Below are 15,685 nucleotides of genomic sequence, written 5' to 3'. Positions count from 1 at the left end.
GCGAGGACGGCATGCGCCTGCTGCGAGCCGTCCTCGGGCCCGGTACCCCGGTCCGGCTGCGGGCATTGCCGCAGGTGGAGGTCCTGCGGCAGGTCTGGGTCCAGCAGTACTGGTACGACGAGGAGGGCCGCCTGGGCTGGCGCGGGCCCAAGCAGACCCGCGACCGGCTGAGCCGGCGCCACAGCCCCCGGCGCTCGATGTCCGCAGAAGCCTCCGACGGGCGGCCCGACCCCGCCTCGGCCCGGGCCCCGTGGTCGTCGGTCGAGATCGTCTCGCCCCACGACCCGCAGGCCCGCTTCAGCCACAAACCCGGCAAGGCCGAGTGGGTCGGCTACAAGGACCACCAGACCGAGACCTGCGACACCGGCCTGCCGAACGTGATCGTGCACGTCGCCACCACGCCGGCACCCGAGCAGGACATCGACACCCTCGAACGGATCCACATCGACCTTGCCGCGCGAGACTTGGCGCCGTCCGAGCACTTGGTCGACGGCGGATACACCAGCCCCGCCACCATCCACCGGGCCAGGACCGTCTACGGGATCGACCTGGTCGGCCCGGTCCGGCTCCCACCCAGGACACGGGCACTACCGGGTTTCAACAAGGAAGACTTCCATCCCAACTGGGAGGAAAGAACGCTCACTTGCCCCAACGGCGCTACCAGCCCGCCCTGGAAAGCGACACTCGCCGACGGCCAGCCACGCCTGTCCGTACTCTTTCCCCGGGCCGTCTGCCGGGCCTGCGACGACCGCCCCAGGTGCACCGGAAACATCGACGGCAAGGGCCGCCACCTCCTGCTGCTGCCACAATCCCTGCAGGAGATCCAGAACCGCGTAAGGAAAGATCAACAGACCCGGCCCTGGAAGGACCGATACGCCATGCGGGCAGGCTGCGAAGCCACCGTCTCCGAGACCGTCCATGCCCACGGCCTGCGCAACTGCCGCTACCGCGGCACCGCGAAGACCCACGTCCAACACGTCCTCACCGCGGCCGGAACCAACATCATCCGCCTCAGCCAGCACCGTGACGATGGCAGATCAGCCGACCATCGAACAGGCCCAACCACCCGCTTCCAGCAACTGTGCCAACCACCGGGTGGCGGGACTCGAACCCGTCACTCATGAAGATCACCAACAGCATCATTTCTGTGGAGCTCCGCCGTGTGTGTGCGGAGCCACCTCTGAGCAGATCTCTGACCTGCCGACTTCCGCCTCCCGAGGGTCCGCTGTACCCGGCCTTGGGCCGACACCACAGAAGTTGAGCCAGAGCCCATGAATGTGCCCACCGAGTTGTAGGTGCGGGAGCCGGGCAACGGGGTGCGGCCACCGGTCTCAGGGGACTATGACGACCTTGCCGCGGATGCGGCCGGCTTCACTGAGGCGGTGGATGTCCGCGAGGTCTGCCAGCGGGTACGAGGCGCTGATGTCGAGTGTGATCTCACCCGCGTCGACGAGTTCCACGAGCGCCGCCAGATGCGCCACATCGTTGCGGGCGACCATGTGCATCGCCGTCACCCCGGCGTCGGCAGGCGGTTCGATGGGGGTTGCGATCGAGACGATCCGCCCGCCCGGCCGTACCGCGGATGCCAGGGCAACGGCATCGTATGGGCTCAGCGGAACGAGATTGAGCAGAGTGTCCACCGGTCCGTCGAGCGCGGCGGGGACCGGCCCGACGGTGTAGTCGATCACGTGGTCCGCCCCTTGCCGCCGCACTGCCAGGTCGCTGCGGGCGCTGGCCGTGGCGATCACCTCGGCCCCGGCATGCTTGGCCAACTGCGTCACGAAGCCGCCGACCCCTCCCCCCGCACCGTTGACCAGCACCCGCTGGCCGGCAGTCACCTTCCCGTGCTCGAACACCGCCTGCCAGGCCGTCAAACCGGCCACGGGCAGGGCCGCAGCGTGTGTGAGAGGAACGGACGTCGGCGCTGGGACCAGCAGTGCACCCGGTGCCCGAACGAATTCGGCGGCCGCGCCGGCACCCTCCAGCCGCCCGACGACCCGGTCGCCGACGGCGAACCCCTCGGTCCCCGGGCCGATCTCGGCAACCGTGCCGGCGACGTCCCAGCCCGGTGTGTAGGGGAGATCCACGGGCAGGAACGCCTGCAGCAGTCCGGCGCGCAACGCGGCCTCGGTGGGATTGAACGAAGTCGCCGCGACGCGGACGAGCACTTCACCGAAGTCGGGTCGAGGCCGCGGAACATCGTCATAGCTGATCACGGACGCGTCGCCGAACGCGTGGATACGTGCGGTCTTCATCTTCATGCCGTGAACCTACGACCGTCCGCAGAGACGATCCATGCGTCAGGGTGCCCTGTTCATGCGCGTTCGTCTCGCGCATACGCTCGCCCCATGGATGTGCTCAGCGATGTGATCACGGTGGCGCGGACCGGCCGGCCCCGGTCGGCATACGTGCGATGGCACGCCCCGTGGAGGCAGCAGTTCGCGTCCGTACCGGGTTCGGCAGGCTTCCAGGTGATCCTGGAGGGCGGCTGCTGGCTCCTGTCGCCGCACGCGGCGCCGGTCGAACTGAGCAGGGGCGACGTGCTGTTCCTACCGCACGGCACCGGGCACACCCTGGCCGACAGTCCCCAAACCGCGGTCACGGCCCCTGCCTGCACCCCTGACAACCCCGAGCTGCCCGGGCCCTACACCTCGGACACTGTCGACCGGCTCGGTCAGGGCGGTCCGGCCACCGTGGTGCTCTGCGGCGCCTACCGACTGGACCCGTCCCGAACCCACCCCCTGCTGCTGACCCTGCCTGACCTGATCCACCTGTCGGCAGACCCGAGCCGCCACCCCGAACTGCCCGCAGCGGTGCAACTCCTGGCCTCCGAGGTGGGCAATCCCCGCCTGGGCACCGCCGCCACCGTCCCCGCGCTCCTGGACACACTCCTGATGTACATCCTGCGTATCTGGCTTGCCGAACAGCCCACCCACGGCAGCACCACCGGCTGGGCCGCAGCACTGAACGACCCGGCGGTCACCGCCGCCCTCCACGCCGTCCACCAAGACCCGGCAGCCCCCTGGACCGTGGCGAAACTCGCCGCGGAAGCGGGCCTCTCGCGGGCGACGTTCGCCAGGCGCTTCACCTCGATGATCGGTCAACCGCCCCTCGGCTACCTGACCTGGTGGCGGCTGACCACGGCAGCCCACCTACTGCAGGCGACGGAAGCGCCCTTGAGATCCATCGCCGCCCAGGTGGGGTACACCTCCGAGTTCGCCTTCGCCAACGCGTTCAAGCGCACGCACGGGCTGGCCCCCGGCGCATACCGGCGGATGAGCTGAATCGGTTGCAGGGACGGACCGTGAGCACGTTCACCGGCTCTGGCTCAACTTCTGTGGTGTCGGCCCAAGGCCGGGTACAGCGGACCCTCGGGAGGCGGAAGTCGGCAGGTCAGAGATCTGCTCAGAGGTGGCTCCGCACACACACGGCGGAGCTCCACAGAAATTGAGCCAGAGCCCGTTCACCTGTACACAACTGGGCACATTCGGGTGTACGCCGACACGCCTTTCACCTTCGAACAGGGACCGCTGCTGTGCGGGGTATGCCTCACCAAGTTCCGCCCGGCACCGCCTGCTCCGTGACCTGCGGGCTACTGGTCCCCGAGGCCCCGGTCGAGTGCAAGACGCAGCAAGAGATCCGGCAGCTGTCGCACGTCGCGAGGCGCTCGGCCGGTCCCGGGGCGGGCTGACGACAAAGGTCCACCTGGCGGTCGACGGCCGGGGTCTGCCGCTCTCGATCGTGCTCAGCACCGGGAACACGGCGGACTGCACCATGTTCCCGGCTGTACAGGACGCGATCCGCATCCCGCGAACCGGCGCCGGACGCCCGCGCACAAAACCCGACCGGGTCGTGGCCGACAAAGCCTACTCGTCCCGAAAGATCCGCCACCTCCTGCGACGCCGCAGCATCAAGGCGACGATCCCCGAGCGCCGGGACCAGATCGCCAACCGAGCCCGCCGCGCGAGCGGGGGCGGTCGGCCGCCTGCCTTCGACAAGGTCGCCTACCGAGGGCGGAACGTCGTCGAGCGGTGCTTCGCCCGGTTGAAGCAGTTCCGCGCCGTGGCAACCCGGTTCGACAAGCTGGCGGCCCGCTACCGCGCCGGAGTGGTCATCGCGGCACTGATCCTCTGGCTCAGGGCCGACGGCTGATCATCGTGTTCAGTCCGAGTTGAACCACACCAGCACGCCGGGACCGTCCGGCGTGATCACCGGCACCCACGCCTCATCGGCCTCACGGATCCGGCTCTCGTCCAGCCGCAGAGCGTGCGGCTCCTCGGTCGTCCCGTCGGATGCCCAGTAGCGGAGGGCTCCGACGACCTCTCGGAGCCTGTCCCGCTCGTCATCCGGCCACCCGTAGTTCCAGGTGCCGGCACCACGGAAATGCTTCTCGAACAGCTCGCGCAACGCGTCCAGCTCATCAGGGCCGAACAACGGCACCAGAAAGCCTTCGACCTGCCCCTGCCGACAAGCCGTTCCGCCGTACTGCTGCTGATAGAAGACCCCGGTCTTCGCCTCGACCACCACATACAGCCAGCCGCCAGCACTCATGCCGTCAGGATCGAGGAAGACGTAGCGTCGAGAGCTCATGGCGCCAGTCTTCCGGGCTGCCCACCATGAACTCAACGACATTTGGCCCTGCAAGATCAATTACGAGACACGGCCTAGGCCGCGGTCGGTGGGCGGCATCCGGCCGGTGACCTGGCCCAGCACCAGCTCGGGCACCGGCACCTCGTCGGGGATCCCGGCCGGAGCGGCCGGAGCAACCGGAGCGGCAGGTTGGTCGACGACCGCGCTGCGCAGCGGTGCGTACTTGTCCGTCCCGACCGCCGTGCCGGTGGTTTCGGCCCGGGGCGCTTTCGGGGCGGCTGGGCTGGCCGCCGATGTCGCGTCAATTTCGAACCGGTGTGCTTCACCGGCGTCGGCGTTGCCCCGGAGCGGGGCCGGGAAATCGCCCCGGTCCGCATTCGGGCCGCCGGGCACGGCGTCTGGCAGGTTCCACTCCTCCCGGATCCGCGCCGCGGTGCGGGCGTCGGCATCCAGGCCGGGCCAGCGGACCGCGTCCCGCACCTCCCGGGCGCTGGTGACCAGCAGCGAGGCGAGGACATGAACCTCCCGGGCCAGCTCCGTGTGGGCGCTCATCGGGTCGCCGTCCACGGCAGCCAGGAAGGCCTCGGCGCGCTTGCGGATCGCGTCGGCGGAGCCCAGCACCCGCTGCCGCTCCACCGGCAGGTCAGCCGCGGGCCGCTCCTGCGACGCGGCGTCAGCGGCGGCGGGTGCGGCAGGGCCGGGCAGTGCTGCGGTGGTCCGGGCCTTGACCCGCGCCCGGTCAGCGCGGCTCTTGCACGCCTGCGAGCAGTAGACCAGGCGCCGGCCCTGGCCGGTGCGCAGCGGCAGCGTGGTCTCGCAGCCCGGCCCCTCGCACCGTGCGCCCTCGGCCTGGTCGCCGTCCAGATCGAACAGCGTCACCTCACCACTATTTCGCCCCGGTTCGCTTTGCATGGCGGGATCGTAGTCAGGTGCGGCAACCGAGTTTCGATCCGGGGCGACTTTTCGCGGGTGTCGCCTCGCAGGTCAGCGCCACGATTTCGCACCGCGCCCCGAAAGTCCGCACTGTCCGCCTGCCCGCACGTTGTCCCGCGCCGACCACCACGCCCGCTGGGGCGTTGTCCCCGCACGGTGCGCAGCCAGGTTGTCCCCGTTGCGCAGCCGGTTGTCCCGCGCTGCGCATGCGCAACGGCCGACTGCTGCGCAGCGCTGCGCCGTCGTGTAGCAAGGGTCGCCTTGCTACACCGTGCAGCAGAGCTCGCCCGAGGCCTGCGGCGGGGCGGGTGCGATCCCGTTCGCACCCGCCGTGACCTGGGGTGGGGGGTTTGCGTCGCGCCCGGTGTACGGCGAACTCGCCGGCGGTTGCGCACCCCAGCGCTCGGCACTGCGACGGCCGTCGCAGCACGGGCAGCCCGGTCGCACGGCTGGTCGCGGGCAGCAGCAGGTGCAGCGCGCGGCGCCGCACGGCGGCGTGCAGCAAGAGCACCCTTGCTGCCCTGGTTGCTGCTCAGGCAGCGAGCAGCGGCCGCGCCGCGCGCTGCACCTGCTGCTGCCCGTGACCGGGCGGGCGGTCGGGCGGTTGCACTGGTATGACGACTCCGCCTTCCGCATGGTCCTGGCTCGACCTGGCCGACACCCGAGACGAATCCACGACGCCCGACGGGCCCGTGGAGCGGGAGCTCACCTCGGACGAGCGGGAGGCCCTCGCCCGGGCCTCCGTCACCGGCCAACGCGCAGCCGACTGGATCCGCTTTCTCGCCGTGCTCCAGGACAACGAGGACAACCAGCGCGTGCTGGAGCAGTACGCCGGCGCCGTCGAGCAGGTGCTGCGCCGCGAGATCATCCCCGGCAGTGACGGCGAGCTGGTGGAGGAACTGCGCTGCACCCTGGACGCCTACGTGCTGCTGGGCAGCGTCCAGGCAGCACAGCGGCCGCAGCTGAGCGCCGCCGAGCGGACCGCACTGCTGGCGGTCGGCTTCACCGCCCTGTCCGCGCCGCGGGTCGTCCTGAACGACCTCACTGACCTGGTGCCGCTGTGCGAGGCGATCGACCAGGCCCTGCTGATCGGCACGGCCACACAGCCGACCGCGCCCGGAGACCGGCCGTGAGCCGGACACAGACGGCGCCCCCGGGCGACGGCGCCGGACGGTGGGGGCCCGCTCGGCCCGCCGCGCACCCGCAGCCAGCGTGACCACGCCTCCGCCCGCCCGCCGGGCCCGCAGGGCGCTCGGGCCCGGCGCCGCCCGGGTGCTCACCGACACCGTCCGCGCGCCCCGCACCCCACCACCCTGGTCACCAGAGGCTGTCGAGGCCGCACTGCGCGCCACGTTGGAGCGGTTCGAGGCGACGGTCGAAGGGTGGCGAGACGCCTTCGACGGCCTGGACGAGGACGTCTTCGGCGAGTGCGCCGCCGAGGCGCGGGCGTTCGGCGCCGATCCGGCGGCGGCCGTCGACGAGCTGGTGGGCGAGCTCCGGCAGCAGCTCGCTGCCTGGCAGCACGCGATCGGTGAGCTCGGCCACGAGCTCACCGCGGCCACGCAGGACCGGCCGCTGCCCGAGTGGGCCGCTGACGTCGGCCGCACCGAGGACGTCCGTCGGCGCCAGGCCCGCACCGCGCTGCTGGAGGCCATCGCCCGCCACCACCACGGCCCCCTGCCGGACGAGGAACCCGGCGACCGGCCGTGGTGATCACCGGTGCCCGGCGCGCGGGAGAATGGCCGGGTGACCTTCCGGTGGGGCCTGTGCGGTGTCTGACGGCAGTAGTTGACGGCAACGTCAGCGGACGCCAGCAGCGCAAGGTGGCGGTTCGTCGCCGTCGGTCCTCTCGGCCTTGGTGGTCGTCGGGCTGTCGAGGGCGCTGCCGAGGGTGTTGATGGCGTCGCGCTGGAGACGGAGTCGGACATGGGCATAGACAGAAGAACTATGCGGAAGGCCCCCGCCGGAGCGGGGGCCTTCCTGTTTGTTGTCCTTACGACTTTCGCCGCTGTGGTGGTCAGCTCAGGTCGAAGTCGTTGGGGTCGAAGTCGAAGTCGTCGGCTGAGAAGCCGCCGTAGCCGGCGCCGCCGTTGAAGTAGTCCGCGAGGGCCTGGCCGACGATCTGCCGCACCTCGTCCTCGGCGAGGGCCAGGGCGGCGGCCTGCTCGCCCGACAGGCTCAGGTGGATGTCGCGGGCACGGACGGCGTCCGAGCCGCGGATCTCGAAGCTGACGGCGCGGCCGACCCGGGCCCCGATCCCGGAGACGGTGCCGCGCTGGGCGAGCTGCTTGGCCTTGCGTTCCCGGCCGCGTTCGGTGGTCTGCACGTCGATGGCCTCGCGCTGGAGCTGGTCGACGTGCTGCTGTTTGGTGGGGTGGCGGGTGCCGTCGATCCAGCGCTGCACGGTGCGCGGTGCGACGCCGTAGGCGGCGGCCATGGCCTTGGTGTTCCCGCCGTACTTGCGGTCCCGTACCTGGCCGGCCTGTGTCGTGGACTGCACCGGTGCCTTCCGGGAGGGGAACAGCGCTTCCCGCACCCGGCCGAACAACCCCTTGCCCGCCATCAGTTGCCGCCTTCCTCATCGTCGGTGTCGGTGCCGGCGGTCCCGTCGTTCTGCCCCGGACCGACCGGGGTCCCGTTGGTGGCGTAGTGGTGGACCAGCTTGGAGGGGTGCTCCCGGCGCTCCATCGCCTCGACCACCGCTTCCAGCGGGATCGAGGCCTCGTGCTTGTGGCTGCCCGGCGCGATCCCCAGACGCAGCGCCCCGGGCACCGGGGTGCCGTCGTCCCTGACCGGCAGCAGCTCCAGCGGGGACGGCTGGTCGGCGGCGTAGAGGTAGGAGTCGACGTTGACCGCAAAGGGGGCCCGGCCGGTGAGCTGGAGGGTCTTGCGCAGGCGCCGGTGGGCGGCGATGCGGACGGCGGCGATGATGTGAAAGCGCAGCTCGGGGCGGTAGGACCAGGCGGCGGCGACCTTCTCCAGCCAGGTCTGGTCGTCGAGGTGGCGGGCGGAGTCGGCCCACTTGCCGATGCCGCCCTTGTAGATGTTCTTGTACAGGCTGGCAAGAACGAGGGCGTCGTTGCGGGCCGGGTCGGTGCCGGTGTCCTTGAGGACGGCGTGGGCGGCGAGGAACTCCTCGGGGCTCTGGCCGTCGGTCAGGCCGAGGTCGGCGTAGGCGCGCTTGTACCCGGCCCTCAGGTGCCCGGTCCACTCCTTGAGCAGAGGGACGGTGTGGGCGGCCAGGTACGCCTGCGTGATGGTCGCCGGGTCGAAGCCGTAGGTGGTGGCCATGTAGGCAACGGTCGGGGTGGCGTACCAGCCGGGCCCGGTCGGGGGCCGGCCGTGGAAGGTGGCCGGGTGCGGCAGCAGCTCGTCGACCGCCGTGGTGGTGAAGTCGCACCACCACAGGCCGGCGGTCTTGCCGCCGTCCCAGGCCGGGTTCTCCACGTACGTCAGCGGGCCGACGGGCAGGCGCAGGGAGTCGGTGACGGACAGGTAGGAGGCGCAGACGTCGACCGCGACCGCCCACTGGCGGCCGGCCTCCTCGGTGGTGAGCTCGCGGGCCCACCACTTGTAGTCCTCCTCCTCGCACACCGCCTCGCCCTTGGCCAGCAGCTCTCGGGTCAGCGGGTGGCGGGCACCGGCAGCCGGCGGCACGCACAGGTCACCACTCGGCAGGGCGCCCTCACGCAGATGCGAGGACCACTCCCCCGTCGCCTGGTCCTTGACCCACTCCACGCGCGGGCGCACCGCGTCCAGGAGCAGCATCGCGGTGGAGGCGGTCGTCGCTCCCGGGGCGACGCCGAGGTCGGTGGTGAAGGTCCGGAAGCGGCGGGCGAATGTGAGAGCGTCCGTTGTACCGTCGGGGGCGGTGGCCAGCGGGGCGGCGAGGGCGCTGGTGGCCTGCTGGCGGGCATCGCCCTGCCCGAGCCACGGGACGACGACGACGCGCACCGAGGTCTTCGGGCCGCCGGCCGAACCGGCGCGGCGGAAGGCATGGAAGGTCGGCCCGACGTGCTCGGAGACCTCCATCCCGACCGTGGCGGCGGCCTTCCCCAGCTTGGCCTGGAGCGAGGCCAGGGCCTTCTCCGTCGCAGGGAGCGCGGCGGGCAGGCCGAGCTGCTTGAGCGCGGCGGCGGTCAGGCAGACCATGCCGTCGCCGCCCCGTCCGGCCGGGTGAGCGCGCTCGACGCGCAGCGGCAGCCCGGTGCCCAGCCACGCGAACCAGTCGCCGAGCTTGATGCCGGCCGAGGCCGGGATCTGCGGGACGTCCAGCACCCAGCCGCCGCCGTCGGCGACGTCCAGCGCGACCGCCGGCCACCACCGCGCAGCAGCAGCCGTGGCGGCCGGGCCAGCAGGCCGCGCCGCAGCCGGGCGGGCAGCGGTGCGGGACGTCGCCGGGCGCGAGCCCGCTGAGGCCGGTGACGCGGTGGGCGCGGTGGGCGCGGGCCGGACCGGTTCGGGGACGACTGGAGCAGCCGGTGCGGGTGTGGCCGGGGGCTGCGGGGCGGCGGGGGCCGTTTGGTGGGTGACCGGGACGGCGGCTTCGGGCGCGGCGGCGGGGCGGCAGAAACCGCCCAGGTGCATCGGGCGGCCCTGGGCCCGGTAGACGGAGGGCTGGCCGCACTGCACGCACGGCGCCGCCTCGCCCATCACCAGCGAGCCGTCCGCGTTCTGGTCGAGCAGCGGGACCACCAGGCCGTCCGCGGCCTCCTGGGCGGGCACCGGCACCGGGGCGGTGAACGCCTGCGGCACGGCCGGGGACGGCGTAGCGGCGGGCTGCTCGGGGGCGGGGAGGCGCTCTGCCAGGCCGTCGAGGAGACGGGCGTAGGCCGGGGCGATGTCCGGGCCCGGGACGGCGCTGCCGTCCTCCCAGGCGACCACCAGCGTCGAGTTGATCCGCAGGGCCGCGGCGATCTGCGCCGGGGTGAGCCCGGCCGCCAGGCGCAGCCGCTTGCGCTCGGCCGGGAGCGGCAGGCCGGTGTTCACGGCGGCGAGCAGGGCGTCGACGGAGTTGAACAGGTCGTCGGATATCAGGGTCGGTCTCCTCAGCGTCCGTTGGGTCGGGTCGGGTCGGGTCGAGGGTCGCCGAGCAGGTCTTCCACCGTGTCCAGGTCGAGGCCGGTGGCGATGTCGGTCAGATACTCCCGCTGTTCGATGGTGAGGCCGAGGCCGGGATCGTCGGCCAACCGGACGAGTGCCGCGGCCACCAGGCCGGGCGCGGCGGTGGCGAGGGCGTTGTGGAGCGCCTCCTGGCGGGCCCCGGCGGTACGGGCGTCTTGGTAGTGAAGGGCGATCTCGAAGGCGTCGACGGCCCGTTGGGCCAGGGCTTGGTAGGCGAGGTTGTCGAGGGGGTCGGCGCGGCGGTCGCCGAGCATCGGCAGGGGGTGGGTCACGAGGGCTGCTTCCCTTCTGACGGGTTGGCGGTTCAGCGGCCACCGTCTTGGTGGTGGCGGCCGGGCGGGTGGTCAGAGCCTGCGTGCTCCGGGGCCGGCGCGGGCGGCAGCGACCGGAGCGACCGGAGCGACCGGAGCGACCGAGGCTGTCAACTCGACCGTCGCAGCAACGGGGGCGGCGGCGGGGACAGGCTGCTCGGAGACGACGGCGTCGGCGGCGATCAGCTCGGCGATCTCGGCGATCGGCCAGGGATCCGGCTTGGCCCACGCGCCGGCAGTTCCCGGGGCTGTCTCCTAGGCAGGCCCGTCCAGGGGGTGGCCCTCCCCTGCCGGTTCCGGCTGCGGGGCGTGGATCCGGTCGATCGTCGTGCGGGCGATCCCGGTCGCACGGTGCAGGTCAGTGGGCCGCATACCGGCGGCCAGTGCCCCGATGACCAGGGCGTTGCGCGCGTTGTCCAGCCGGACCTTCTCCTCGCCGCCGGTCGGGTGCTCGCTGCGCCAGGCCTCGGCCGCGATCCGCGCCCAGTGGGTCCTCTCCTGGCCGTCGCGGACCGGGTCTGCGAAGTGCCGGCAGCAGCGGGACCCGGGTCCCGCCGGGGCGGGTTCGACGCAGTCGGCGTGGCCGCACAGGTCGACGATGGCCGGGCCGTCCTCGCGCTCGCCGACGGCCAGCCGGTAGGTACCGTGCCAGACCTCGTAGCGCACGGTCACGACGAAGCCGCAGCAGTGTTCGACGGTCAGGCGGCTGGTAGCGGCGCCGATGCCCCAGTACCGGCAGATGTGACCGGCGACCGCCAGCGCGGTCCCGGGGTCCCACCGCACCTCGGTCACCGTTTGCCGATCGGCGTACGCCGGGGCCTCGAAGGCGACCTTGTCGGCGTCCGGAAGGGCTTCGACGGCAAGCCGGGCGAGCTTGGCGGCACTGATGGCAGTCATACACATCCCCTTCATCTCGTAGCGTACGCTACATTAGGCACACTCTAAATGCAGCGCACGCTACATGAAAGTCGAGGCCCTCACGGCTCGGATGGAGACCGGCCTCGCAAAGCGCGGCAAGCAGGCCCAGTGCCTCGTTGACGACGGTGGCGTACTGCCCAACAGGGGCGGCCGCGCCCGGCGAGAGGATGGGGCGGTGCGGCCGCCGGCCCGGTCGGCTCCCGGCCCTGATCGCCGCGCCCGCGCCGGAGACCGCCGCAACCCGCCCGGCCGCCAGTCAGTCACGCGCCCGCTCGCACCCCAGTACGGTGCCGGCCACAATCCAGCGCACGACCCCCAGCAGCCCGATCGCACCCGTCAGCACGGCCTCCTGCCACCCGCCTCCGTTCGCCCCGTCCTGCAGAACCGGCGGCGGCAGGCATCTCGTCGCGGCCCTGCCCGCCGACGTCGCGGGCATCGAGGCCATCTTCGAGGACTGGTACCACCGACGCGAGGGCGACTCCCGCCGGCGTTAGCGCGCAGCGTCGGTACCGCCAGTCCAGCGGCGCGACCTCGACCTGGCGGCCCGCTCAGACCGCGACGCTGCCCGGCACCGGACGCAGGCGGCCGGGCCCGGGGAATGACGGGGGTGCATTCCGTGAGGGCCCGGCCGGTGGGAAGCCAGCCGCGCCGGGGGCGTGGCGCAGCTGCTCTGCCCGGTGGCCCAGTGGTGCTGTGGTGGGGCCGCCGTGGCGGGAATGCTAGACCCGCTGGTCGGTGGGTGGCCAGGCAGGGCCGTTGCAAAGTCCGGCTCGGTCGAGCCGGGCTGACTGCCCGCACGCCGGCCCGAGTGGCTGTCGGGCAGGTCAGAACGTCTCTCGTAGTCGAGACAGAGCTGATGCCATGTCAGATCTTCCCGGAGGTGCAGTCTGGGTAAGACGCCGTGACCTGCGACGATGCCGCAGGTCAATGACTTTGCAACAACCCTGGGTGGCCAGGGCTTTGACCTGGGGGTTTTTCGGCCGCGAACATGCCATCTGGAGGGGTTGGGTCCGGGCTCTGTCCAGGTGCGTGGGCTGTCTGGGGCCGGGGCGGGTGGGTCTCGGGGTGCCGTGCGGTCGGCCGTACGGGTGTGCGATCTACGATGGGTGTCGTGTCTGATTCCATTGATTTCCCCGCTGACCTGCTCGAACTTCAGCGTCGTTGGTACGCCGCCGAGGCCGGCTGGGCGGCCGGGCCGACCGAGGAGGCGCGGTCCGCGTTCGCCGCGGTCGGCGCCGAGCTGTACGCCCACCCGTACTGGGCTGGGGTGGGGAACCGGCACGAGGCTGAGATGAAGCTCAAGCAGGCCGGGCGCCCGGACAGCGACGCCTCACGGCCCTCTGCGGCCTGACCGGACGACAGAAGCCTTCAGTGTCAGCGGCGCGTCCCCCGTCGGCCTGGGGCGCGCACACCTCCGCGAGGCGCAGCGCGCCCTGGCGGCCGCGCGTGCCGAGCGCGCCGCGTTCCTGGCCGGCCTGCCTTGGTGGGGCGGGGAGGCGGAGGCGGCGTCCCGGGGGCCGAGCGAGGAGCAGTGCGCGGGGGCCTCTCAGTAGGAGGAGAACGGACGGGGAGCCCCTGTCCAACCGCCCCGCGATCGCCGCTGGCCCCGCCATGCCCGCGCTGCCGCCGGCACCTCGACCCCGCACCGCCGACGCCCTCGCGCCCACCGCGATCCGCAACTGCCCGCACTGCGACCAGCCGATCACCATCGTCGCCCTGCTGGCCACCCCCGAAGCCGCCCGCCCGGCCATCCCGCACCCGAACACCGACGTCGTCCCCCTGCGGCGGGTCTGAGCTGCTCGGGCCCTATCCCTCGAACGGATCTTCCAGCACAGGGATACAGGGCGACAACAGCGGTTCCGCGTGCTCGGTCACCCGCCCGCGGGCCATCCTGATGACGAGGACCTCGTTCTCACGCGCGGGGTCCTCGTCATTGCGCACATGCAGCAGGCCATACGAACCCGGCGCCCGCTCGCCGACCTCCCCGAAGAACTCCACGATCTCCACGTCACGGTGGTTACGGAAACCCCCGAAGTGGACGAACGCTTGCCCGTTCATCCACCGCAGATCAAGCAAATACGGGCTGTCGATCTCCCGGATGCGCCGCTCGATGCCCTCGACGATCCCCCGCAGACGGCCGTCGTCATAGTCGTCATCGTCGGCGCTGGCGCTCTCCTGAACGTTGATCCAGCCGTGGTATTCGAACATGGCCGCAGCCTACTGACCCGCTCACCCACGGCCCAGCCGATTCCCGCTCAGCTGATTCCCCACATCGTTCAACCCGCTACAGAGTGGGGAGTCGGAGCAACACTGGCCGCTTTCAAAGAGCCTCATCAACCAGGCCGCGCTGGTGGTCACGGGGCACGCATTCTGAGCGGAGGTGCCGGCAGAGGACCGGGTCGCGGCCCGCACGCAGCTCCAGCACGTCGACGAGGCCGCGCTGGAGGGGGCTGCCGCGTAGGCAGGCCGAGGTTGTCGCGTTGGGGAGGCCGTCGCCCTGCGGGGTAGCGGCCCGGCGCCTGGCGTGGCTGCGTGCCCGGCTGCTCCAGGTGGCCGAGCCCATGAGAGTCGTGCCGCTGGTGCGGTCGCCCGCTGCCACCCGGGCGAGGCCGGCGCTATTGCCCCCGTCCACGCGCCTGCCGACAGGCGGCCTACCGGGCTCGCAAGCGGGCAGAAGCGGCCTTCCCCGCGCGGTTCGCGCTGCTCCAGATCAGCCAGGCCCTCCAGGAACGCTCTGCGGGCCTGGACAGGCTGCTGTCCGACTTGATCCACCAGGAGCGAGGCGTTCCCGGGGTCCACTCCGCAGCAGCGATCGACTTTCAGAACCTGGTGCGGGAGCTCGTCCGGTGCGCGGTGCTCGCTGACCGCGAGGCCGGAGCCACCTGGGCCGACATCGGGGCGCAGCTGGGCATCAGTGCGGAAGCCGCCCGCGCCCGTTACGGCCACATCCGGCTGCTCTGGCCGCCCCCGCGCATGCCGGCCTGACAGTTCGGCGACACGGGGCCACCGGAGGGTGGTGCTACAGCTCGATGTCCATCCAGGCGATGTCGTTGAGCTCGACGTCGAGGCCGCGGGCGCGGCGGCCGCCGTCCTTGAAGTACTCGTCGCGTAGGGCCTCGGCGAGGATCGCTTCCTGCTGGGCCTGGGTGGCTCCGGCGTCGCGGGCGGCGTACAGCCGCCGGGCGACGTCGCCGGGCATCTTCTGCGTGATCACGCGTTCGCGCGGGTCGTCGGTCGAGCCGCCGGCGGCGCTGTATCCGAAGGTCGCCTGGATGTGGAGCATGAAGCCGTTCTTCTCGGCGTCGCGGCGCACCCGCTTCTCCACCCTCGGCTGCCAGGCCGCCCGAACCGCCTGCTCGGCCTTCGCCGCGTTGGCCCGGGTCATGGGGATGTCGCCGGTCAGCTCGCCCTCGGCCACCGCCTTGAGGGGCATGGGTCCAGCGCTGCGCGGTGCGCACCGAGACGCCGGCGATCTGGGCGAGGCGCTTGGTGTCTTCCTTGGCGACCTTTTCCCACAGGAACTTGACCCGGGTGTTGAGGTGGACCGGGATGGGGTGGGTGCGCTCGGCGCGCTCCAGGCCCTCGTCGTTTTCCCGGCTCGTGGGGCATCAGTCCTTCCTCACGGCTGCCAGCCTGTACAGCGGCGCGGAGCTCAATGGTCGCTGTCCCGTTCCGCCCGCAGTTCGGTGAGGGTCTTGGCCGCTCAGGTCGGTCATGGTCCTTCTCGGTTCGGGAGGTTGTCGTCCCGGACGTACCCCGGTGTTCGGCTGCCGACACGGCGCCAGGTCGGTCGAGGGCCGCTGCTCGGC

General features: G+C 71.9%; 17 protein-coding genes and 1 pseudogene. 9 read left to right on the top strand and 9 right to left on the bottom strand.

Features of this window, described 5'->3' with window-relative positions:
• Positions 1 to 1,124, top strand: a 1,124-nt coding sequence (locus ACFU7Y_RS22970; protein WP_380769506.1) for a transposase, incomplete at its 5' end; no start/stop codon positions are given.
• Positions 1,125 to 1,331: 207 nt separating this feature from the next.
• On the opposite strand, the gene ACFU7Y_RS22965 is transcribed toward ACFU7Y_RS22970, so the two are convergent.
• A complete protein-coding gene (locus ACFU7Y_RS22965) occupies positions 1,332 to 2,261 on the bottom strand; it encodes an NADP-dependent oxidoreductase (RefSeq protein WP_380769505.1) in 930 nt (309 codons plus the stop codon).
• Between the two features lie 87 nt (positions 2,262 to 2,348).
• On the opposite strand from ACFU7Y_RS22965, the gene ACFU7Y_RS22960 reads away from it, so the two are divergent.
• Together ACFU7Y_RS22960 and ACFU7Y_RS22955 are read left to right on the top strand one after the other, a co-directional pair.
• Positions 2,349 to 3,284 carry an AraC family transcriptional regulator gene (locus ACFU7Y_RS22960; protein WP_380769504.1) on the top strand — a complete coding sequence of 312 codons (936 nt, stop codon included), beginning with the start codon at positions 2,349 to 2,351 and terminating at the stop codon, positions 3,282 to 3,284.
• Positions 3,285 to 3,591: 307 nt separating this feature from the next.
• A pseudogene (locus tag ACFU7Y_RS22955) lies at positions 3,592 to 4,152 on the top strand (IS5 family transposase); the annotation flags it as partial.
• Positions 4,153 to 4,161: 9 nt separating this feature from the next.
• On the opposite strand, the gene ACFU7Y_RS22950 reads toward ACFU7Y_RS22955, so the two are convergent.
• Together ACFU7Y_RS22950 and ACFU7Y_RS22945 are read right to left on the bottom strand one after the other, a co-directional pair.
• Positions 4,162 to 4,590: a DUF6210 family protein gene (locus ACFU7Y_RS22950; protein WP_380769503.1), complete on the bottom strand. Its 429-nt coding sequence runs from the start codon at positions 4,588 to 4,590 to the stop codon at positions 4,162 to 4,164.
• A 60-nt stretch (positions 4,591 to 4,650) separates the two neighbouring features.
• Positions 4,651 to 5,469, bottom strand: coding sequence for a hypothetical protein (locus ACFU7Y_RS22945; RefSeq protein ID WP_380769502.1), 819 nt, complete (start codon positions 5,467 to 5,469; stop codon positions 4,651 to 4,653).
• A 668-nt stretch (positions 5,470 to 6,137) separates the two neighbouring features.
• On the opposite strand from ACFU7Y_RS22945, the gene ACFU7Y_RS22940 reads away from it, so the two are divergent.
• On the top strand, positions 6,138 to 6,656 hold the full coding sequence (locus ACFU7Y_RS22940; RefSeq protein WP_380769501.1) for a hypothetical protein: 519 nt from the start codon (positions 6,138 to 6,140) through the stop codon (positions 6,654 to 6,656).
• Positions 6,657 to 6,735: 79 nt separating this feature from the next.
• Positions 6,736 to 7,236, top strand: a complete 501-nt coding sequence (locus ACFU7Y_RS22935; RefSeq protein WP_380769500.1) for a hypothetical protein — start codon at positions 6,736 to 6,738, stop codon at positions 7,234 to 7,236.
• Positions 7,237 to 7,540: 304 nt separating this feature from the next.
• Here ACFU7Y_RS22935 and ACFU7Y_RS22930 read toward each other — a convergent pair whose 3' ends face one another.
• The 4 genes from ACFU7Y_RS22930 to ACFU7Y_RS22915 form a co-directional block, all read right to left on the bottom strand.
• Positions 7,541 to 8,086 (bottom strand): hypothetical protein, encoded by a 546-nt coding sequence (locus ACFU7Y_RS22930; RefSeq protein WP_380769499.1) that lies wholly within the window; start codon positions 8,084 to 8,086, stop codon positions 7,541 to 7,543.
• On the bottom strand, positions 8,086 to 10,512 hold the full coding sequence (locus ACFU7Y_RS22925; RefSeq protein WP_380769498.1) for a hypothetical protein: 2,427 nt from the start codon (positions 10,510 to 10,512) through the stop codon (positions 8,086 to 8,088). Before ACFU7Y_RS22925 ends, ACFU7Y_RS22930 begins: the two co-directional genes overlap by 1 nt.
• A 59-nt stretch (positions 10,513 to 10,571) precedes the next feature.
• Positions 10,572 to 10,919: a hypothetical protein gene (locus ACFU7Y_RS22920; RefSeq protein ID WP_380769497.1), complete on the bottom strand. Its 348-nt coding sequence runs from the start codon at positions 10,917 to 10,919 to the stop codon at positions 10,572 to 10,574.
• A 294-nt stretch (positions 10,920 to 11,213) separates the two neighbouring features.
• Positions 11,214 to 11,855 carry a hypothetical protein gene (locus tag ACFU7Y_RS22915; protein WP_380769496.1) on the bottom strand — a complete coding sequence of 214 codons (642 nt, stop codon included), beginning with the start codon at positions 11,853 to 11,855 and terminating at the stop codon, positions 11,214 to 11,216.
• 308 nt (positions 11,856 to 12,163) lie between these two features.
• On the opposite strand from ACFU7Y_RS22915, the gene ACFU7Y_RS22910 reads away from it, so the two are divergent.
• From ACFU7Y_RS22910 to ACFU7Y_RS22900, 3 genes are all read left to right on the top strand, one after another.
• Complete coding sequence (locus ACFU7Y_RS22910) at positions 12,164 to 12,370, top strand: hypothetical protein (protein ID WP_380769495.1); 207 nt, start codon at positions 12,164 to 12,166, stop codon at positions 12,368 to 12,370.
• Between the two features lie 617 nt (positions 12,371 to 12,987).
• Positions 12,988 to 13,227, top strand: coding sequence for a hypothetical protein (locus ACFU7Y_RS22905; RefSeq protein WP_380769494.1), 240 nt, complete (start codon positions 12,988 to 12,990; stop codon positions 13,225 to 13,227).
• A gap of 260 nt (positions 13,228 to 13,487) precedes the next feature.
• The gene (locus ACFU7Y_RS22900; RefSeq protein ID WP_380769493.1) at positions 13,488 to 13,670 is read left to right on the top strand and encodes a hypothetical protein; all 183 of its coding nucleotides are present in this window, start codon (positions 13,488 to 13,490) and stop codon (positions 13,668 to 13,670) included.
• A gap of 12 nt (positions 13,671 to 13,682) precedes the next feature.
• Here the strand turns inward: ACFU7Y_RS22900 and ACFU7Y_RS22895 are convergent, their stop codons facing one another.
• Positions 13,683 to 14,084, bottom strand: a complete 402-nt coding sequence (locus tag ACFU7Y_RS22895) for an Imm7 family immunity protein (RefSeq protein ID WP_380769492.1) — start codon at positions 14,082 to 14,084, stop codon at positions 13,683 to 13,685.
• Positions 14,085 to 14,639: 555 nt separating this feature from the next.
• Here ACFU7Y_RS22895 and ACFU7Y_RS22890 point away from each other — a divergent pair.
• Positions 14,640 to 14,861, top strand: a complete 222-nt coding sequence (locus tag ACFU7Y_RS22890; protein WP_380769491.1) for a hypothetical protein — start codon at positions 14,640 to 14,642, stop codon at positions 14,859 to 14,861.
• 34 nt (positions 14,862 to 14,895) lie between these two features.
• On the opposite strand, the gene tpg is transcribed toward ACFU7Y_RS22890, so the two are convergent.
• Positions 14,896 to 15,309 (bottom strand): telomere-protecting terminal protein Tpg, encoded by a 414-nt coding sequence (gene tpg, locus ACFU7Y_RS22885; RefSeq protein ID WP_380769490.1) that lies wholly within the window; start codon positions 15,307 to 15,309, stop codon positions 14,896 to 14,898.
• Positions 15,310 to 15,685: the final 376 nt, after the last annotated feature.

It is taken from the genome of Kitasatospora sp. NPDC057542 (assembly GCF_042801945.1).
Taxonomy (GTDB): domain Bacteria; phylum Actinomycetota; class Actinomycetes; order Streptomycetales; family Streptomycetaceae; genus Kitasatospora.
This window is presented reverse-complemented; position numbering and strand designations above follow the sequence as displayed.